The following is a 19,629-nucleotide window of genomic DNA, read 5'->3' as shown; positions in this document are numbered from 1 at the left end:
GAATTATAAAAAATTAATCTATCCAAAAAGGAGGGACAATATTAGATGAAAATGACGTACAGTCACCGCATGGTGGTTTTACCATTCCGTAGTCACCATTAAAATTAGTTGACACGAAGACTAATTCTCTTGATCTTATTAAATTACGAAGTTGTGGTCCGCTGCAAGGAGGAAGTCCTTCACAATCTATAAAATTTTTAATGTCGCAATCAGTTTCATAATAAGGTGGAAGATTTTCTTTTGGAAATAAATCAGCGTAATTAAAAAATATTCTTTCAGAAGAAACAGCAGAAACTTCAAAGAAACCGATCACTTTTTCTGATGGATTTTCTACAGACTTTATATTCCCATAAAAGAAACCAGGCTGTTTTGGAGAAAGAATTCCTCCAGAGCTTGAAAGGTCTTTTAAAGTTTTATAATAAGTATAGGCCGCTAAGTTTTGAACATATTGTTTTACAAAAATGCTATAGCGGTGCGAGATTATATAATTTTGATTGCTGATAAAGCGTACAGGAAAATGTACGCGATCTTCACTTAAGCTATTTGTATTATTTAAAATTATATAATCGGATTTTTTAGTAGAATAGCAAGTTTTGGTTTCTCTATTTCTAGGTCTCACCACTATGTTTTCTCCAGCAGGAGATCCTGGAGTGCCCTCTATCGGATTTTCAGGAACGGCTGGATAGCTTTCCATTACAGCTTCTCTAGGATCCCAAACAGGTGCTATAATTTTGTACGTTTCAGTATATTCATAGCGATAGTATTTTGAAGTATTAGTTGGGTCAAAGCTGTTTACGTTTATTTGAACGCCTCTTTCTCCATTTACATTTTCTACGGTCGCAGTTACATTATCTATTTTGGTTTCTGTGGTTAAAATCTGTTCGTCTGAACTGTAATTTTTACCCGCACTTGTTCTAATTTTTAATTGGTATTTTCTTCCAGGTTCGGCTTTGAAAGGTGTAATAGAAGCGTATATAGTATCTTTTTCTTCAAATTGATATTCGTTGCCTTGATCGTCTAAAACAAATACATTCGCACCTTTTTCGAGCCTTGGTCCGGTTTCTTCAAGCTGATAAACCTGCGAAAGTCTGATAGTTTGATTTTTAAGTTCGTTGGTAATCGTTCCCTCTACAACAAGGGCGCTTTCAAAATCAGTATTCTGAAAAACATATTGCTCTGTACAGCTGCTAATTGCAAATGTCAGAATGAATAATAATGAGATTTTATATAGGTATTTTTTCATGTCTTTAAAACTTAAAATTATAAGTAATACTTGGAATCGGATAAGCGAAAATAGATGTTTTATAAGCTTTGATTTGTCCTTTGTCTGTAATAAAAAATACGGAGTAAGGGTTGTTTCTTCCTAAAACATTATAAACTGAGATGTTCCAAAAACTATGTGCTAATTTTTTAATTTTATGATTTCCTTCAATATTCAAACCTAGATCAAGTCTGAAGTAGTCTGGGATTCTAAACTTGTTACGATCGCTGTATACTGTGTATTGCTCGTTACCGTAATCATATCTTCCAATCGGATAAGTAATGGGTCTTCCAGTCTGATAGATAAAGTTACTCGAAAAACTGTAACGCTGTGTAATCTTATAATTTAAAACAGCGCTAAAGTCATGTGGTTTGTCAAAATTGGAAGCGAAATACTTTCCGTCATTTACTTTTTCCTGCTGAAACTGGCTGTCAAGTTTTATTAAAGATCTAGAATAGCTATAGCCGACCCAGCCATTAAGTTTTCCAACCTGCTTTTTAAGTAAAAATTCTATACCGTACGCTTTTCCTTCTCCTTGTAAAAGTTCGGTTTCGATGTTTTCGTTTAATAATAACTCGGCACCAACTTTATAGTCTAAAATATTTTTCGATTTTTTGTAATATCCTTCTAAACTAAGCTCAATATCGCCGCCTTTTAAGTTTTTATATAAACCTAAAGAGACTTGTTGTGCGCTTTCTGGCTTAACATTCAAATCTGAAAGTTTCCAAATATCAGTAGGAGATTGCGTTGTGTTGTTTGATAATAAATGAATATATTGGTAAGTCTTGTCATAGCTGGCTCTTATAGAAAAATCATCGGTAAGAAAGTATCTTGCCGCAATTCTTGGTTCCAGTCCGCCATATCTTTTAATGACTTCATTATTGTCGTACGTTTTTGTATCAATTACCGTAGCATCATTAATAGGTACATTTTCTTCGTAAATTCTTTGAGTAGATTTTCCCAAAGCGGCAAAAGTAGAATAGCGTAAACCAAAATCTAGTAGAAATTTGTCGCTTATCTTAAAATTATCGCCAATGTATGCCGCAGATTCCAGTCCTTTCTCGGTTTCTACATCAATTGGAACTAAAATAGATTCAGAATTTTTTGGGCTCAGATATCCAGGATCAACAGAGTATAGTTTTGACGAAATTCCATAACTGAATTTATGTTTATCGCTATACAGATAATTCATTTTTAACATTGCCTGAGTTTCGTTGATTTTATATCCAAAATCAAAATTATTCAAGCCTTCAGATTGGTAGTCAATGTTGAATTTGTATTCGCTGTTTGTAACAATAAGCGACCCTTTATTTTTTTCATTAAAAGTATGATTCCATTTTAAAGTTGCCAGTCTGTTGCTGTATTTATATAATGAATCTGAAGAAACACTGAATTTGTCATGGCTATAATACAATGTTGATTCAATATCATTATTAGCATTTATTTTATGATTGTATTTTAGAATAAAATCATAAAATGAGGCTTGACTATTTTTTAAATTTTCTTCGTCTAAACTTTTCAAAATCCAGTCAGAATAAGTTGCTCTACCACCAAAAACCAAGCTTGATTTGCCTTTTACGACAGGAGTAGAAAGCATTAAATTACTAGTAACAGGACCAATACCGCCTTCTCCTTGAAATTCGTTTACGTTTCCAACTTTAGAAGTAATGTCAAAAACAGAAGATAATCTTCCGCCAAATTCAGCAGGGATACTTCCTTTATAAATATCCACTTTTTTAGTTGTATATGGATTCAAAGCCGTGAAAAAACCAAAGAAATGCGAAGGATTGTATAATGTAGCATGATCAAGTAAAAATAAATTCTGATCTTCTTTACCGCCTCTTACATTGTATCCAGAGGATCCTTCTCCTGCAGTTTTTATTCCCGGCATTGTTAATGCGACTTTAAGAATGTCACGTTCGCCAAGTACCAAAGGAACGTTTTTAATTCCTTCAGCATCAATTGTCGTTACGCCGGTAATTGCAGATTTTGCGCTTTTACTTTTAGTTGTGTTAATTAAAACTTCATCAAGCTGGTTGATATTTTCCGTTAAAGCAATATTCAAAGATCCGTCATTATAAACCATTATGTTTTTAGTGACTTTATTGTATGAAAATGTTTCGGTTTCTAAAACATTTAAACCGGCGGGAACCTGTAAACTATAATATCCTCTCTTGTCTGTTGAAGCTGTGAATTCTGAATTAGGAATTTTTACTAGAACATTTGCAAGGCCTGAATTATTTTTTCCACCCCGTACAAAACCTGATAAAGTGTACGTTTTCTTTTTCTGTCCTTTAACTTCTTTTCCGATCAGAACAAGATCTCTAATATTTTTATTAGGATTTCTTGAGTTTGTCTTTTTTACAGAATCATATTGCTGATAAAAGACAGGTGTAACTTGTCCGTTTTCATCTCTTTCCATAAAACCGCCAAAATAATCATCTGGAAGCTGGCTGTAAATAATACTATTATTTGTTACAATTACTTTGTTTTGAGAGACAAAGTAATTAAAACTTGTATTTTGAAACACGTCATCCAGAACTTCGCCAATTCGCACTTCTTTATATTGTTTGTTTAATAAAGTGCTGTCATTTTCAAACCATTTTTCATCAAAATAGAATTTAAAATAAGATACTTTCTCAATATCCTGAATGGCAGTTTTTATGGAAGCATTTTTAAATTCAACCGTTACTTTGTCGCTAATTACCTGAGAATTGATTATTTGTTGAAAGGCGATTAAAAAGAGTATAAAAGTAATTTTTTTCATTTAATTAGAACTTTTTCTTAAAAAACCATTGATTTGTTTTGCTAGATTTTCCATAAACTGAGTTTTGTCGGAACGTTCTAACTTTCTGTTAGTGCTGTAAAAGCTGTTGATTTCTTTTTTAAGATCTGGGAATATTTTTTTGATGTCTTTTTGAGAATCTACTTTATAAAAATAATTGTTGTATTTTAAGATGTAGTTTATTTTATAAATGAAATTGTAGTAAACACCGTCACTTTGAAAAACTTTTACTTTTTCCTTATAATGTTTAATGTAAAGAGAAACATTATCGATGTAATTTTCTTCGTAAATGCCATTAATAACACTTGGGAATTTAGTAGATTCGGCTTTTAAGTTGACAAATTTCTTGTTTTTTATAAAGAAGTAATCAACTTTTTCGCTAATTAAATTAATTGGTAGGTTTTCTGAAGATCCACCTTGTTTGTATATAACTTGGTCAACTAAAATGTCGTATTTAAGATTGACATTAGAATAAATCTGACCTTCAAAACTAATGTCTCCAACATTAAACTCTTCAATGTAATATCTGTTTTTGCCTGCAATAGCTCGAAAAGGCTCACTATGTACAATTCCGTTATTGATATTCAAATTGTCTTTTCCGACCGCTTGATCGAAATAATCATAGAGTGATAATTTTTCAACAGATTGTGAGTGTATCTGTGATATGCTTAAGAAGACTCCAAATATCGAAAGATAAATGAATTTTTTTTGGTAATTTTTCAAAGGAAATGTGATTTTTGTTTTTGGATTGAATGGCTCCAAAAGTATTAAAAAAATGTTATAAAAATCACGCAATATTGTTAAAATGTAATAAAAATTTTATTTAATTAAGTTAATAGTATGAAGGTTTTTTATTCGAAAATGAAAACTGGCTTCGTTATTAAAAAAAAGATTTAAACTGAAAAACCCCAATTCGGTTAAGAATTGGGGTTTTCTATGAATAAACCTTTAGTAAACTAAGATCTGATTACTCTTTTTTATCCTCACGTGGAGGTCTTGGAACAAGTGCTTTTTTAGACACTTTTTCTTTTTTAGTTTTAGGGTCAACTCCTAGATATTTCACTTGGAAAACATCTCCCATTTTAACTACGTCAGCAACATTTTCTGTACGTTCCCAAGCCAATTCAGATACGTGAAGCAATACTTCGTTTCCTGGTGCAGCAGTATATTCTACAACAGCTCCAAAATCAAGCATTTTAATAACTTTCACTTCGTAAGCTTCTCCCATTTGTGGTTTGAAAGTAATAGAAGCAATTTTTGCTAATACCGCTTCAATTCCAGCAGGATCTGTACCTAAAATTTCGATAACACCTTGCTCGTCAACTTCGTTGATCACAATAGTAGTTCCAGTAGCTTTTTGTAATTCTTGAATTACTTTTCCTCCAGGTCCGATTAATGCTCCAATAAAGTTTCCAGGAATAGTTCTAGTAATGATTTTAGGCGCATGAGCTTTAACGTCTGCTCTAGGAGTTGCGATAGTTTCAGTTAATTTACCTAAAATATGCAAACGTCCGTCACGAGCTTGAGCTAAAGCTTGTTCCATAATATCATAACGTAATCCTTCGATTTTGATATCCATTTGGCAAGCCGTAATACCATCAGCAGTTCCAGTTACTTTAAAGTCCATATCTCCTAAGTGATCTTCGTCTCCTAAGATATCAGACAATACAGCAAATTTCTCACCGTCAGTAATTAATCCCATAGCAATACCAGAAACTGGTTTTGTCATTTGAACTCCAGCATCCATAAGAGCCATAGTTCCAGCACAAACTGTTGCCATAGAAGAAGAACCGTTAGATTCTAATACCTCAGAAACAACACGGATTGTGTAAGGACAATCTGCAGGAATCATATTTTTTAAAGCTCTTTGAGCTAAGTTACCGTGACCAACTTCTCTTCTTGAAGTTCCTCTTAATGGTTTTGCTTCACCAGTAGAGAAAGGAGGAAAGTTATAGTGTAAGTAGAATTTCTCTTCACCTTGTTCAGATGGAGAATCGATTTGGTTTGCTTCTTTAGAAGTTCCTAAAGTTACAGTAGCCAAAGCTTGAGTTTCTCCACGTGTAAATAAAGAAGATCCGTGTACTCTTGGTAAATAATCAGTCTCACACCAGATAGGTCTGATTTCTGTAGTTTTTCTACCATCAAGACGCACGCCTAATTCTAAAACTACATTACGAACAGCTTCTTTGTTTGTTTTGTAGAAATATTTAGAAACTAAATCACCATCAGCAGCCAATTCTTCTTCTGTAAATAAAGCTTTTACTTCTTCTTTTACTTCAGCAAATGCAGCGCCTCTTTCGTGTTTAGCAGATCCAACTTTTGCAATAGCATAAATTTTATCGTAAGCCGCTTCTTTTACTTTTTTGTAAATTTCTTCATTTTCTTTCTCACCTTCGTAAGTACGAATTTCTTTTTTACCAAAAGCAGCTTGTAAGCGGTATTGTGCTTCAATTTGAACTTTGATCGCTTCGTGAGCAAATTTAATTGCTTCAATCATTTCAGCTTCTGAAATTTCTTTCATCTCACCTTCAACCATTGCTACAGAATCCATAGAAGCTCCAATCATCATATCGATATCAGATTTTTCTAATTCTTCTCTGCTTGGGTTGATTACTAATTTTCCGTCGATACGTGCAACACGTACTTCAGAAATTAAGTTGTAAAATGGAATGTCTGAAACTGCTAATGCTGCAGATGCTGCTAAACCAGCTAATGCATCTGGCATAACTTCTTCGTCATGAGACATTAACTGAATCATAACTTGTGTTTCTGCATGATAGTCATCTGGGAAAAGCGGACGTAAAACACGGTCTACTAATCTCATTGTTAATACCTCGCTGTCGCTAGGGCGAGCTTCTCTCTTAAAGAAACCTCCTGGGAAACGACCAGCTGCTGCAAATTTTTCGCGATAATCTACCGTTAATGGTAAAAAGTCAACGCCTGGGTTTGATGTGCGAGCTGAAACTGCTGTTGCAAGTATCATCGTGTCGCCCATTCTTACTACTACAGAACCATCTGCTTGTTTAGCTAAACGCCCTGTCTCGATTGTGATGCTTCTGCCATCACCTAAATCGATTTTTTCTACAAATAATTGTGGAATCATAAATTTTTTCCTTATTGATTATACAATGGGTTTTAGTTGTGTTGTAGTTGTTGTTGTGTGTAGTTGTTGTTATCTAAAACCCAATGAAAAACCAAACTTTTTTTCTTGTAATATGCTTGTAATAAACAGCTGTAATGTAAAAACAAAAAGAGGCACTCTCGCACCTCTTTTCTATATTGATTATTTTCTGATATTCAATACTTTGATAATCTCACGATATCTGTTGATATCTTTCTTTTTCAAGTAGTCCAACAAAGCTCTTCTTTTACCAACTAATAGTACAAGAGAACGCTCAGTGTTGTAATCGTGACGATTTTTTTTCAAGTGTTCAGTTAAGTGAGAAATTCTGTAAGTGAACAATGCAATTTGACCTTCTGCGCTTCCAGTGTTTGTTGCACCACCGTGTTGTGCGAAAATCTCTTCTTTCTTTTCTTTGCTTAAATACATTCCAATATTATTTAATGATTTTTATGTATGTCATACAACTTTTGTAAGACGGGTGCAAAATTAGATTAAAAAAACAGAAAAATCAAAAAAAAATAAAAGAATCTAAAAATAAGGAGTTAAGAAATTCTTTTTTAATGATTTGAAGCCGATTTTTTAGCAACTTCTTTTCCTTTTGATGGATAAGAATAACTTATATTATTTTCATCTGTCTTTGTTCCAGAAATTAGAACGCCCTTTTCGTATTTTTCAATAAAAGTAACTTTGTTCAAAGTATCCGTTCCTTGCCAGATGCCTTGTTTCAGCCCATCTTTGATAGTTCCTTTTTGTGTTGTAAATCCTTCGGTTCCTTCATATTCTCCATTTCCATCGGTAACAATCTGCTCTTTATTTTCATTCCAAAAATTTAAAAGCAATGTTTGAGATGTTTTGGTTTTCGGATTCCAAATATTCTGTTTTTCAGACTTTTTAATTTGGTTTTCATACCAATTGATTTCTTTTCCTTCTTTATGATCATCTTTGAAATTGATAACAGCTTCTTTTGATCCGTTTTTAAAAAAGTAAATAAACTCGCCGTCTTTTTTCAAAATATCGCGATCCAAAGTGCAACCTGTCATTTTCTTTCTTCCGTTCTTGTAAAAGTCAGTCACAACATAGCGTGCGCTTACTTGCGAATAGTTTGTAATTACTCTGGTGTAAATTTGATTTTCAGGTTTGCATTCACGATTTAAGGAGTCTAAAAAGATTTTTTTAGAAACCATATTAATTTGAGCAGAAAGACTAACTGAAAGTATCAGAAACAAAAAAGGAAGGATTCTTTTCATTCAGTTCTATTTTTTACCTTAAAAATAGTTCTTCTAGAATAATTTAGCAACTTCTTGATTTACAAATTCTAAAAATCTTTCATCAGCTTCTGTAAAAGGGTCAATAACGTGGCTGTCAATATCTATCTGTCCAATATTTACTCCATTTACAAAAAGAGGCACTACAATTTCTGATTTCACAGTTAAACTGCAGGCAATATAATTGTCTTGAGCTTTAACGTCTGGCACAACAAAATTAGCATTGCTTTCTGCGACCTGTCCACAGATTCCTTTTCCAAACGGAATAACGGTATGATCTGTTTCTGCGCCAACGTAAGGTCCTAAATGTAAAGTTTTAGTGTCGTGATTAGCAAAATAAAAACCAACCCAGTTGTAATACTCTACGTTTTCATTTAAAAGCTGGCAGACTGCCAATAATTTTTCGTCTCTAGTTGCTTCATTTCCAGCGATAATTGCGCTTATTTTTGGTTGTAATTCTTGAAATGTCATAATGTAAAAATTTATACAAAAGTATTTAAAGCTAAACTTAAAAAATACATAAATTTGAAAAAAAAATCTCTTGAAAAAATATTTAATCCAGTTTAAGCCATTCTTGATTTTTGTAAGCATCTTTTTCCTCACTTATATTGTGCTTACACTGCTTTATAAGTTTTATTTAAACAGCTATCAAGTCGAAGATCTTGACGGAGTAACGATGCTTTCTGGCAGAAATTCAGAGCAATTGCTAAAACTGTTTAATTATGATGTCATAATTCAGAAAAACTCACAAAATCCGTGGCAGGATATTATTTTAAATGGTAGATATATCGCTCGCATTACCGAAGGATGTAATGCTGTAAGTGTGATGATACTCTTTGTGTCGTTTGTAGCTGCTTTTTCGGGAAATTTAAAAAAGACTCTATTGTTTATGTTTTTAGGTCTTATATCTATTTATATATTAAATGTCATAAGAATTTCTCTTCTGATTGTACTTGTGTATAACTTTCCGCAATATACGCGATTTTTGCACGGAACTTTCTTTCCTTTAATGATTTACGGATATGTTTTTGTTTTATGGATTTTCTGGATTAATAGATTTTCAAAATATGCTAAATAAATTAAAAGAGAATCAGTTTAAAATTTTTACCGTAATTATTGTGGTAATAGGTCTTGCTTTGATTAGAACATTTGAAAATAAATTGTTTTATGATCCTTTTCTGGTATATTTTAAGGCCGACTTTCATTCAATTCCTTATCCTGAAGTAGATACTTTAAAACTTTTCTGGGGACTTTTTCTGCGTTATTTTTTAAACTCGGCATTGTCTCTTTTACTGATTTATGCTTTGTTTCAGAATCGCGATATTTTTAAATTCAGCTTGTTTGTATATGCTTTCTTTTTGGTTGTTCTTTTAACTTCATTTTTTATAATACTCCAATTTTTTCCAGATGCTGGCTGGCTTCTTTTTTATGTAAGGAGATTTATAATTCAGCCTATTTTAGTGTTATTATTTATTCCTGGGTTTTATTATCAGCTACAAAAAGCTAAAAAATAACATTTGTTTTAGTTTTTTATCGACAGTTTTTGAATAGCTTTGCACTATGAATTTGAAAAAGTGTACAGGCCTATTTTTAGCGTTCCTTTTATTGGTTTCCAATATTGGGTTTGCTTTTGATGTGCACTATTGTGGAGGACACATTGCTTCGGTTTCTTTAAAAACTACAGCAGAACCCGTAGTTGAAAAGAAATGTTGCGGTTCTAAAGAGAAAAAGAATTCTTGTTGCAAAGACAAAGTTGTTCATTTCGAAAAAAAATCAGATAACGCAACAATCAAATTCTTCTTTTTTCAATTTGCCTTCCCAGCAGTTACACAAGACTATAAGGCTCTTGTTTTTTTAGAACTTCCAAGTTTCAAAAAGAAAGAAGTTCTTTCGTATTATGCTGATGCGAATGCACCCCCCTTATTTAAATTATACCATCAGTATATTTTCTATTCCTGATTTTAATGTTAAGATGCACTGCAAGTCTTGATTAAGGCTTTGCGTTTACATTTTATTGCTTTTTGCTTTTCGCAGAATGCAAAAATGTAATTCTATTTCAACATTAAAATCATTTTTTTATGCAAAAAAATATAATGCTTTTTGTAGCATTTATGCTTTCTGTATCGGTATTTTCACAAGAAGATCTGGAAGAAGTAAAAATTACAAAAAAGCAAAAAGGAATTAAAAAATCCTATACGTTAACAGCCAATACTTCTGTGATTACGAGTAAAGAACTGCTTAAGGCAGCATGTTGTAATCTTGCTGAAAGTTTTGAAACCAATCCGTCAATCGATGTTAATTTTTCTGATGCTTTAACAGGAACCAAACAAATCAAAATGCTTGGGCTTACGAGTCCGTATTTAATGATTACAGAAGAAAATATCCCTTCTGTTCGAGGTGCTTCTCAAGCCTACGGATTGTCATTTACTCCTGGAACTTGGATCGAAAGTGTTCAGATTACCAAAGGAGCGGGGAGTGTTATAAATGGTTACGAAAGTATCTCAGGTCAAATTAACACAGAACTTTTAAAACCATTAAGCGATATTCCTTTCTTTTTAAATGCTTACGGTTCGACCGATTCTCGTTTTGAATTGAATACGCATTTTAATAAAAAACTTTCAGATAAATGGGCAACAAGTTTATTTGTTCACGGAAATACACGTGTAGCAAAAAATGACATGAACAATGATGGTTTTCTAGATAATCCTTTAGGAAAACAAATCAATGTTTTAAATCGCTACCAATATTATAATCCAGAAAGTGGTTTGGTTAGTTTTATCAATTTCAGATATATGAATGATAAAAAGCAAACTGGAGAAGTAGATTTTGATAAAGATCGTGATCGCGGAACTACAAACTATTGGGGATCTGAAATTAATACAGAACGTTTTGATGTTTCAACAAAAATCGGTTATGTGTTTAAGGATATGCCATACCAAAGTATCGGATTTCAAAATGCTTTTAATAGTCATAAACAAGATTCTTATTTTGGTTTAAATCAATACGATATCAAGCAAAACAGCTTTTATTCGAATTTGATTTTCAATTCGATTATAAACAATACGATGAATAAGTTTACAACTGGCTTGAATTTTTCTTACGATCAATATCAAGAGTTTGTAAACTTGACAGATGTAAGCAGAATCGATAATTCGGTCGGTGCCTTTTTTGAATATACGTATGACAATACAGATAATTTCAGTTTAATTTTAGGAGGAAGAGTTGACAATCACAACCGATTAGGATTTTTTGTGACACCAAGATTGCACATGAGATATAATCCTTGGAAAAATGGAGTAATTCGTTTTTCTGCAGGAAGAGGAAAACGTTCAGCTAACATTTTTGCAGAAAACCAACAGCTTTTTGCCAGTTCAAGAACTTTTTCAATTTTAGATTCTAATGGAAAAGTATACGGTTTAAACCCAGAAATTGCTTGGAATTATGGAGTGAGTTTTTCGCAGAAATTCAAAATATTTGGCAAAAATGCCGATGCAGGTTTTGACTTCTACAGAACCGATTTCCAAAATCAAGCAGTTGTAGACGTAATGCAAAGTCCACAGCAAGTTTTATTTTATGATTTGAAAGGAAGTTCTTTTGCTAACAGTCTTCAAGTTGAATTTAATTATGAGTTGATTCATAATTTAAACTTGAGAACGGCTTATAAATATTACGACATTCAGACAGATTATTTAAGAGGAACATTCCAGCGTCCGCTACAAGCCAAACATCGTTTCTTAGGGAATTTAGAATACGAAACAACTATGAATGATGATAAGCAATGGAAGTTTGATTTTACCTATAACTGGTCAGGAAAACAGCAATTGCCTTATACGGCATCGAACCCAGCAGAAGATCAATTTCCAGATTTTTCTCCAGCTTATGCGGTAATGAATGCGCAAGTAACACGTGTTTTTTCTTCTGTTTTTGAAGTATATATAGGAGGAGAAAATATTGGAAATTACAAGCAAAAAAAAGCAATTTTAGGGGCAAATGATCCCTTTGGACCTAATTTTGATGCATCAATAGCATACGCTCCAATTTTTGGGCAAATGTATTATGCAGGATTACGATTTAAAATTAAATAAAGAATAATTTCAATAACGATAAATAATAGACAAAATGAATAAAATAGTTTTAATCGCCATAATGATGTTTTTAGGTTTTTCAGCTCAGGCTCAAACCAAAAAAAATAAGAATTTAAAATACGCAACTGAAGTAAACGGAAACTGCGAACAGTGCAAAAAAAGAATTGAAAAAGCCGCTTACGGTGTTCCAGGTGTAAAATCGGCAAGCTGGGATGTTAGTTCGCATCAGCTTTCAGTTATTTTAAATGAAGAGAAATGTTCTCCATCAGATTTAAACAAAGCAATTGCTAAGGCAGGTCATGATACTAAGGAAGTTAAAGCAACTACTGAAGATTATGACAACTTGCATAACTGTTGCAAGTATGTAAGAGAATAGTGTAAAGTGAAGCCCAGACAAATAGTTTGGGCTTTTTTTAATAGTTAATTTATGTTTAAAATACCGCATTTTATTGTGGTTAAAGTAAATTATTGTTACTTTCACGAACTATAAAGATAACCAATCTCGTTTTATGAATAATTTTGAATGGACCCAGTTATTAAACCCTGAATTTTATATTACTTTAAGTGTCGGAGGTTTTCAGATTGGGTTGTTTATTGTTCTGTTTATAGTTTTTGCTGAAACAGGACTTTTTGCAGGTTTTTTTCTGCCTGGAGATAGTTTGCTTTTCTTAGCAGGTATCTACAGCCGTGATTTGATTGAGAATGTTGCCTATATCCCAAATGATTTTTTAAATGTATTTCTGCTTGCTACAGCAGTTGCTATTATGGGAGTTTTAGGAAATATGACAGGTTATTGGTTTGGTGCAAAAAGCGGTTACTATTTATTTAAAAAAGAAGATTCATTCTGGTTTAAGAAAAAATATCTGCTTCAATCAAAAGACTTTTTTGAAAAGTACGGTGGAAAAGCAATTATTTACGCGCGCTTCTTGCCAATTTTCAGAACGTTTGCTCCAATTGTTGCCGGAATCGTTTCGATGGACAAAAAGAAGTTTATGTTTTATAATGTCTTAAGTTCTTTCCTTTGGTCATTTATATTGATTTTTGCAGGACATTATTTATACGGTGTCTTCTTAAAACAAGGAATAGATTTAAAGAAACATATCGAATACATTATTATCATTATCATTATCATCTCTACTTTCCCAGTTTTAATGAAATTATTAAAAAAGAGACCAAGCGAGAATATCTAAAAAAGAAATTCAATTCATATAAAAACAAAATCCGAAGTGAAAGCTTCGGATTTTTTATGTATAATATCGATATTAAAATATAAATGACGAGTTGTCTAAGTAAATATCTTTTGACTTTTACAGCTTCAAAGCTTTACGAAAGAAGCTCTAGGAATAACCTCAGAACCTTAATCTTAGTCCCTCAGCAGCTTAGTAGCTCAGAAACCTACCATTCATTCACTTTATTAGCATCCATTTTAAGGAAAATAAACAGCAAAATAGTGAATCCCCAAAGTCCAGAACCTCCGTATGAAAAGAAGGGCAGAGGAACCCCGATTGTTGGGAAAATACCAATTACCATCGCAATGTTTACAAAGAAGTGTATAAAGAGAATTGCAGCGACACAATAGCCGTAAACCCGGCTAAACTTTGTCTTCTGTCTTTCTGCCAAATAAATTACTCTAAGCAATAAGCTAACGAAAAGTAAAATAACGACAAAAGAACCAGCAAATCCCCATTCTTCACCAACGGTTGTAAAGATATAATCGGTGTGCTGCTCAGGTACGAACCCTCCTTTGGTTTGTGTTCCTTCTAGAAAACCTTTTCCGATCCATCCACCAGATCCAATTGCAATTTCAGACTGATTCGTATTGTATCCAATACCTTTCATGTCTACAGTTTTACCTAGTAAAATATTGAAACGGTCTCTGTGGTGCTGTTTAAAAACGTTGTCAAATACATAATCTACAGAAAACACAAATCCAGAGATTAAAACTAATAAGATACCGCTCAAAATGATATTTCGATCGACTGCTCTGCCTTTAAAATGTATGATTGCTAAGACCATAAAAGCCATTATAATAACAGCGTATGGTTCTAAAACCAAAGTAAGAACAAAGAGAACAATAGTTATAAAGGCGGTCCAAACATACCAAGAAGGCAAGCCTTCTCTATACAGAACAAGAATGAATGCACTATAAATTAAAGCACTTCCAGGGTCTGGTTGTGGTAAAATCAATAATACTGGCAAGAGCATAATGGCTAAAGCCTGAATCTGCCTGTTGGTTTCTTTTAGGTTAATTTGCGTATCACTTAAATATTTGGCTAAAGCCAAAGAAGTAGCCGCTTTTGCAAACTCAGAAGGCTGCAATGTAAAACTTCCTATGGCATACCAGCATCGCTGTCCAGCAATTGTTTTTCCGAAGAGGAATAATCCTGCAAGAGACAATAAAGAGACACCAAATATTATACTGGCATATTTTTCATAAAATTTACCATCAACAAATAAAACGACAAAAATCAAAGGAATTGTACAGCAAATAAAGATAAGCTGTTTTTGATAAGTGCCATCTGTAGACAATAAAGAAGACGAATAGATATTCAGCCAACCTAAAGTTACCAACGCAATGTAGATAAAGACACTTATCCAATCAATATTATTTTTTACACTTTGATTTTTCATTTGAAATAATCTTCTTTCTTAGTTTTTCTTAGTTGTGTCTACTGCTGTTTTTTTGGCTTCTGGTTTCGGAACAACTGGTTTCGGGACAATGATTTTGGCTCTCAAAACAGAATCTTTAGGTACAGATTCTATAATACTTGCTGGGTTTGGTGGCGCCACTTTTGCGTATTCTGCTGCCAAACTTTTATTTAAAACTCTAATTTCTAAATCCGTTCTAGTGATTTTTTTTCTCAAATATTTTTCAATCATCAAACTTGCTATCGGTCCAGCTACAGTTGCACCAAAACCTCCATTTTCGATCATCACAGCAATGGCGATTTTCGGATTGTCTTTTGGAGCAAATGCTACAAATATAGAGTGGTCTTTAAGCTGCGTTCTTTTACCGTTAATTTTAGCAAAGTTCTCTGCTGTTCCCGTTTTACCGCAAATATCAATTCCTTCTACTCTAAGCGAGTAAGCAGTACCTCGATTATAAACATCAAATAGACCGCTTATGATAGGAGTGAAATATTTCTGGTCAATTGTGGTAACGTGTTTTGTTGTAAACTTAGGATCAATCTTTTCGCCTTCAATTTTTTTAATAATATGAGGCGTATAATAATAACCTTGATTAGCTATTGTTGCCATCATATTAGCAAGTTGAATTGGCGTCATCAAAACTTCTCCCTGTCCAATGGCATTAGATACAATTGCAGTACTTCTCCAGCCACCATTAGGGTAAATTCTTTTATAGGTTTTAGAAGTTGGTATATTTCCTCGTTTACCTGTTGGCAAATCGTAACCCATAAACTGACCTAACCCAAAACTTTTTACGTGATTGCTCCAAATGTCTACAGCAGCGCCTGGCTTAGTGTATTTGTTTATCGTTCTCATATAAGCGGTTGCAAAATAAGTATTACAAGATTGATAAATTCCTCTATGCAATTGCAATTGTCCACCGCTACAGTGACATCTCATAAAACGGCCACGCGCGTAGCTAAAACCGTGATGGCAGGAAACACTAAATTTTTCTTCGTCTATCACGCCTTCTTGAAGTGCAACCAAACCTGTTAAGATTTTAAATGGAGAACCAGGAGGATACTCTGCTAAAAGTCCTCTGTCGTATAATGGTTTTGCAATAGAATCGTTGTATAAAAGCGTGTAATTTTTAGATCTTTGGCGTCCTACTAAAATTCCGGGATCATAAGAAGGAGCGGTAATTAATGAAAGAATTTCACCTGTTTTAGGTTCAATAGCAACGATTCCGCCTCGCTTGTTAATCATTAATTCTTCCCCATATTTCTGAAGTTCGGCATCGATAGTTAAGTTAATGTCTTCTCCAGCAACAGCGATTGTGTCATACTTTCCGCTTTTGTATGAGCCTATTTCTCGATTGTATTTGTCTTTTTGAATGTATTTTACGCCTTTAATACCGCGTAGAATTTCTTCATAACTTTCTTCTACACCTTGTCTTCCAATTAAATCTCCACTATTATAGTATGGATTTTTTGCAATTTGGCTTTCGTTTACTTGTGTAATAGAACCAAAAATATTGGCGCCATAATCTACTTCGTAATCACGAAGAGATCTTTTTTGGAAATAGAATCCATCATATTTTCTGATTTTCTCTTGAAAAGCAGCAAATTCATTCTTGTTCAATTGAGACAAAAATACAGAAGGAAGTCTAGGACTATAAACTTTTGCTTTTTCGATACGTTTGTGGTAATCTTCTGATGTAATATTCAAAAGCGAACAAAATTCAGCAATATTAAGGTCTTTTTTTACTTCTCTAGGAATAACCATGATGTCATAAGAAGCCTGATTCGCAACAAGAAGTTTTCCGTTACGATCATAGATGTAGCCTCTTTCTGGGTAGTCATAGACCTTTTTTATCGCATTATTTTCAGATTTTAATTTAAAAGAATCATCAATAATCTGCAGGTAAAAGATTCTGATCACTAGCAAAGATGCTGCAATAATAATTATAGTGGGCAGCAAGACTTTTCTCATCGTTTATTGGGCTTAATAAGATAAATTATTATAATAGAGGTGATTATCGTAAAGATAGAGCTAAATAAGGTTCGGAGCAAAATGTCCCAGATAAATTTGAATTGGAATGCTTCTAAGACAAATAATACAATATGATGCATTAAGACCGAGACCAGTATAAATGAAAATCGTTCTGGTGTTAAAGATTCGTTTAGTTTAATAGTTTGGTATTCATAACTCAAACCAAAAGAAAATTTAAATATATAAGGTCGGTAATAAGCTAAAATAACGCAGGCAGTAGCATGTATACCGCCAGAATTACAAAACATATCCATTATTAATCCTAAGAAGAAACTAGAAATTATTAATCCTGCTTTATTACTGTTTACAGGGTATAAAATGATATACAAGATATACGGAAAAGGACTTATGTATCCTAAGAAATTCATGTTGTTGAAAATAACAACCTGAATTGCCAGTAACATAATAAATCGAAAAATATTTACCAACAAAGCGCTATTCATCTTTCTCTTTGCTTTTGTTTTCTAAATTAATAAGCTCTTCTCTTCCTTTACTTTTAATGATATAAACGTGTCCCAAATTGGTCATGTCGTTAAACAATTTCACTTTTATAACATAAAAACTTGTACCTTCTTTTTTGTACACAATATCAACCGTTCCGATATTAATTCCTTCAGGGAAAATTACAGATTGTCCACCAGTAACAATCGTATCGCCTTTTCTGATAGAAGCCAATCTAGGAACATCTTCCAGCTGTACATATCCAGTACTTTTTCCGTTCCATGTTAATGAACCGAAATGATTTGATTTTTTGATTTTCGCATTGATGTGCGATTTCATATTCAAAATACTAACCACAGTGGAGTAGTTTGGCGAAGTATTGTCGATAACACCAACAATTCCTAAACTATTTATAACTCCCATGTCTTGTTTTACTCCGTCTTTGCTTCCAGAGTTCAAAGTGATATAGTTCTCGTGTGTACTGTATGAATTATGAATAACTTTAGATACAATAATATCTGAAGGTTTTACACCTTTAATACTGTCAGGAGTAGGCGGTTTTGTAGTGTCTTCTTTATTGAATAAAAGACTTTTTAATCTTGCGTTCTCAAGTACAAGTTCGTCGTTTTCTGCTCTTAAATTCAAGTATTCATTAACACGATTGATTCTTTCGTAAACACCTCCGCTTAAAAAATTTGCCGAACTGATTACTCTGCTTCTGTGAAAGGAATGTGATTGAATTGTGAGTCCTAACGATATACCTAAAAGCAGCAAAAACAGCAATCGATTACTGTTTCTTATAATGAAATTAAATATTTGCTGCATTTCTTGTCTGGTTATTTTGTTTCAGGATATGCTTAAAGGTTTCAGTTTTTACAAGGGTCAAATATTGAAAATTCGACCCTTATAAAAGTAAATTGATTGTTATTTTTAAATCTTATTTGATTAAGATGCTTTTAAATTTTGCAATGTTTTTAAGGGCCATTCCTGTTCCTCTAACAACTGCTCTTAACGGATCTTCAGCAATATAAACTGGTAAATCTGTTTTTTGAGAAATACGTTTGTCAAGACCTCTTAACATTGATCCACCACCAGCTAAATAAATACCAGTGTTGTAGATATCTGCTGCTAACTCTGGAGGAGTCTGAGATAATGTTTCCATTACTGCATCTTCAATACGCTGAATTGATTTATCTAAAGCTTTTGCGATTTCACGGTAAGAAACATCTACTTGTTTTGGTTTACCCGTAAGCAAGTCTCTACCTTGAACTGACATATCTTCTGGCGGACCATCTAAATCTTCGATCGCCGCTCCAATTTGAATTTTAATTTTTTCAGCAGTACTTTCTCCAACAAAAAGGTTGTGCTGTGTGCGCATGTAGTAAACGATATCATTTGTGAAAACGTCACCTGCAATTTTTACAGACTTGTCACATACAATTCCGCCCAAAGCGATAACAGCAATTTCTGTTGTACCACCTCCGATATCTACAATCATGTTACCTTTTGGCTGCATAATGTCAATACCAATACCAATTGCCGCTGCCATTGGCTCATGAATCAAGTAAACTTCTTTTCCGTTTACTCTCTCACAAGATTCCTTCACCGCTCTCATCTCCACTTCAGTAATACCAGAAGGAATACAAACAACCATACGTAAAGCTGGAGTAAACATTCTTTTTTTCAATGCAGGAATACTTTTAATGAACATATTGATCATTTTTTCCGAAGCATCAAAATCAGCGATTACACCATCTTTCAAAGGCCTTATAGTTTTGATGTTTTCATGTGTTTTACCTTGCATCATGTTGGCTTCTTTACCAACAGCAATGATTTTGCCTGATACTCTATCACGTGCAACGATAGACGGACTATCAATGACAACTTTATCATTATGAATGATTAAAGTGTTTGCGGTTCCAAGGTCTATCGCAATATCCTCGGTCATGAAATCAAAAAATCCCATAAGTTTTTTAGGGGTTTAAAAT

At 33.2% G+C, this 19,629-nt stretch carries 18 protein-coding genes; 6 read left to right on the top strand and 12 right to left on the bottom strand.

What is annotated here, in order from left to right:
* Window positions 1-13 precede the first annotated feature (13 nt).
* From ACWA1F_RS01120 to ACWA1F_RS01090, 7 genes are all read right to left on the bottom strand, one after another.
* Window positions 14-1,243, bottom strand: coding sequence for a DUF4249 domain-containing protein (locus ACWA1F_RS01120; protein ID WP_456890916.1), 1,230 nt, complete (start codon window positions 1,241-1,243; stop codon window positions 14-16).
* Window positions 1,244-1,247: 4 nt separating this feature from the next.
* The gene (locus ACWA1F_RS01115; protein WP_456890914.1) at window positions 1,248-4,028 is read right to left on the bottom strand and encodes a TonB-dependent receptor; all 2,781 of its coding nucleotides are present in this window, start codon (window positions 4,026-4,028) and stop codon (window positions 1,248-1,250) included.
* Window positions 4,029-4,769: a hypothetical protein gene (locus ACWA1F_RS01110; RefSeq protein WP_306155769.1), complete on the bottom strand. Its 741-nt coding sequence runs from the start codon at window positions 4,767-4,769 to the stop codon at window positions 4,029-4,031.
* A gap of 244 nt (window positions 4,770-5,013) precedes the next feature.
* A complete protein-coding gene (locus ACWA1F_RS01105) occupies window positions 5,014-7,149 on the bottom strand; it encodes a polyribonucleotide nucleotidyltransferase (RefSeq protein ID WP_306155770.1) in 2,136 nt (711 codons plus the stop codon).
* Window positions 7,150-7,329: 180 nt separating this feature from the next.
* On the bottom strand, window positions 7,330-7,596 hold the full coding sequence (rpsO, locus tag ACWA1F_RS01100) for a 30S ribosomal protein S15 (RefSeq protein WP_111288334.1): 267 nt from the start codon (window positions 7,594-7,596) through the stop codon (window positions 7,330-7,332).
* A gap of 131 nt (window positions 7,597-7,727) precedes the next feature.
* Window positions 7,728-8,417, bottom strand: coding sequence for a toxin-antitoxin system YwqK family antitoxin (locus tag ACWA1F_RS01095; protein ID WP_456890911.1), 690 nt, complete (start codon window positions 8,415-8,417; stop codon window positions 7,728-7,730).
* Between the two features lie 33 nt (window positions 8,418-8,450).
* Complete coding sequence (locus tag ACWA1F_RS01090; RefSeq protein WP_456890909.1) at window positions 8,451-8,906, bottom strand: GAF domain-containing protein; 456 nt, start codon at window positions 8,904-8,906, stop codon at window positions 8,451-8,453.
* A gap of 70 nt (window positions 8,907-8,976) precedes the next feature.
* Here ACWA1F_RS01090 and xrtF point away from each other — a divergent pair, with 70 nt between their 5' ends.
* The 6 genes from xrtF (at window position 8,977) to ACWA1F_RS01060 (ending at window position 13,710) form a co-directional block, all read left to right on the top strand.
* Window positions 8,977-9,513 carry an exosortase family protein XrtF gene (gene xrtF, locus ACWA1F_RS01085; protein ID WP_456890908.1) on the top strand — a complete coding sequence of 179 codons (537 nt, stop codon included), beginning with the start codon at window positions 8,977-8,979 and terminating at the stop codon, window positions 9,511-9,513.
* Complete coding sequence (locus ACWA1F_RS01080; RefSeq protein ID WP_456890907.1) at window positions 9,503-9,949, top strand: exosortase F system-associated membrane protein; 447 nt, start codon at window positions 9,503-9,505, stop codon at window positions 9,947-9,949. The genes xrtF and ACWA1F_RS01080 overlap by 11 nt, the downstream gene beginning before the upstream one ends.
* A 46-nt stretch (window positions 9,950-9,995) precedes the next feature.
* Window positions 9,996-10,394: an HYC_CC_PP family protein gene (locus ACWA1F_RS01075; protein ID WP_456890905.1), complete on the top strand. Its 399-nt coding sequence runs from the start codon at window positions 9,996-9,998 to the stop codon at window positions 10,392-10,394.
* 119 nt (window positions 10,395-10,513) lie between these two features.
* Window positions 10,514-12,520 carry a TonB-dependent receptor plug domain-containing protein gene (locus ACWA1F_RS01070; RefSeq protein ID WP_456890903.1) on the top strand — a complete coding sequence of 669 codons (2,007 nt, stop codon included), beginning with the start codon at window positions 10,514-10,516 and terminating at the stop codon, window positions 12,518-12,520.
* A 34-nt stretch (window positions 12,521-12,554) separates the two neighbouring features.
* Entirely contained in the window at window positions 12,555-12,896 is a 342-nt protein-coding gene (locus ACWA1F_RS01065) for a heavy-metal-associated domain-containing protein (protein ID WP_456890902.1), read from the top strand.
* Between the two features lie 133 nt (window positions 12,897-13,029).
* On the top strand, window positions 13,030-13,710 hold the full coding sequence (locus ACWA1F_RS01060) for a DedA family protein (RefSeq protein ID WP_306155778.1): 681 nt from the start codon (window positions 13,030-13,032) through the stop codon (window positions 13,708-13,710).
* A gap of 205 nt (window positions 13,711-13,915) precedes the next feature.
* Here ACWA1F_RS01060 and rodA read toward each other — a convergent pair whose 3' ends face one another.
* The 5 genes from rodA to ACWA1F_RS01035 form a co-directional block, all read right to left on the bottom strand.
* Window positions 13,916-15,151: a rod shape-determining protein RodA gene (gene rodA / locus ACWA1F_RS01055; RefSeq protein WP_456890900.1), complete on the bottom strand. Its 1,236-nt coding sequence runs from the start codon at window positions 15,149-15,151 to the stop codon at window positions 13,916-13,918.
* A gap of 18 nt (window positions 15,152-15,169) precedes the next feature.
* Window positions 15,170-17,140 (bottom strand): penicillin-binding protein 2, encoded by a 1,971-nt coding sequence (gene mrdA, locus ACWA1F_RS01050; RefSeq protein ID WP_456890899.1) that lies wholly within the window; start codon window positions 17,138-17,140, stop codon window positions 15,170-15,172.
* Window positions 17,137-17,643, bottom strand: coding sequence for a rod shape-determining protein MreD (locus tag ACWA1F_RS01045; protein ID WP_125723313.1), 507 nt, complete (start codon window positions 17,641-17,643; stop codon window positions 17,137-17,139). Before ACWA1F_RS01045 ends, mrdA begins: the two co-directional genes overlap by 4 nt.
* A complete protein-coding gene (mreC, locus tag ACWA1F_RS01040; RefSeq protein ID WP_125723314.1) occupies window positions 17,636-18,466 on the bottom strand; it encodes a rod shape-determining protein MreC in 831 nt (276 codons plus the stop codon). The genes ACWA1F_RS01045 and mreC overlap by 8 nt, the downstream gene beginning before the upstream one ends.
* A gap of 112 nt (window positions 18,467-18,578) precedes the next feature.
* A complete protein-coding gene (locus tag ACWA1F_RS01035) occupies window positions 18,579-19,607 on the bottom strand; it encodes a rod shape-determining protein (RefSeq protein WP_008466528.1) in 1,029 nt (342 codons plus the stop codon).
* Window positions 19,608-19,629: the final 22 nt, after the last annotated feature.

Source organism: Flavobacterium erigeronis (assembly GCF_054075165.1).
This window is presented reverse-complemented; position numbering and strand designations above follow the sequence as displayed.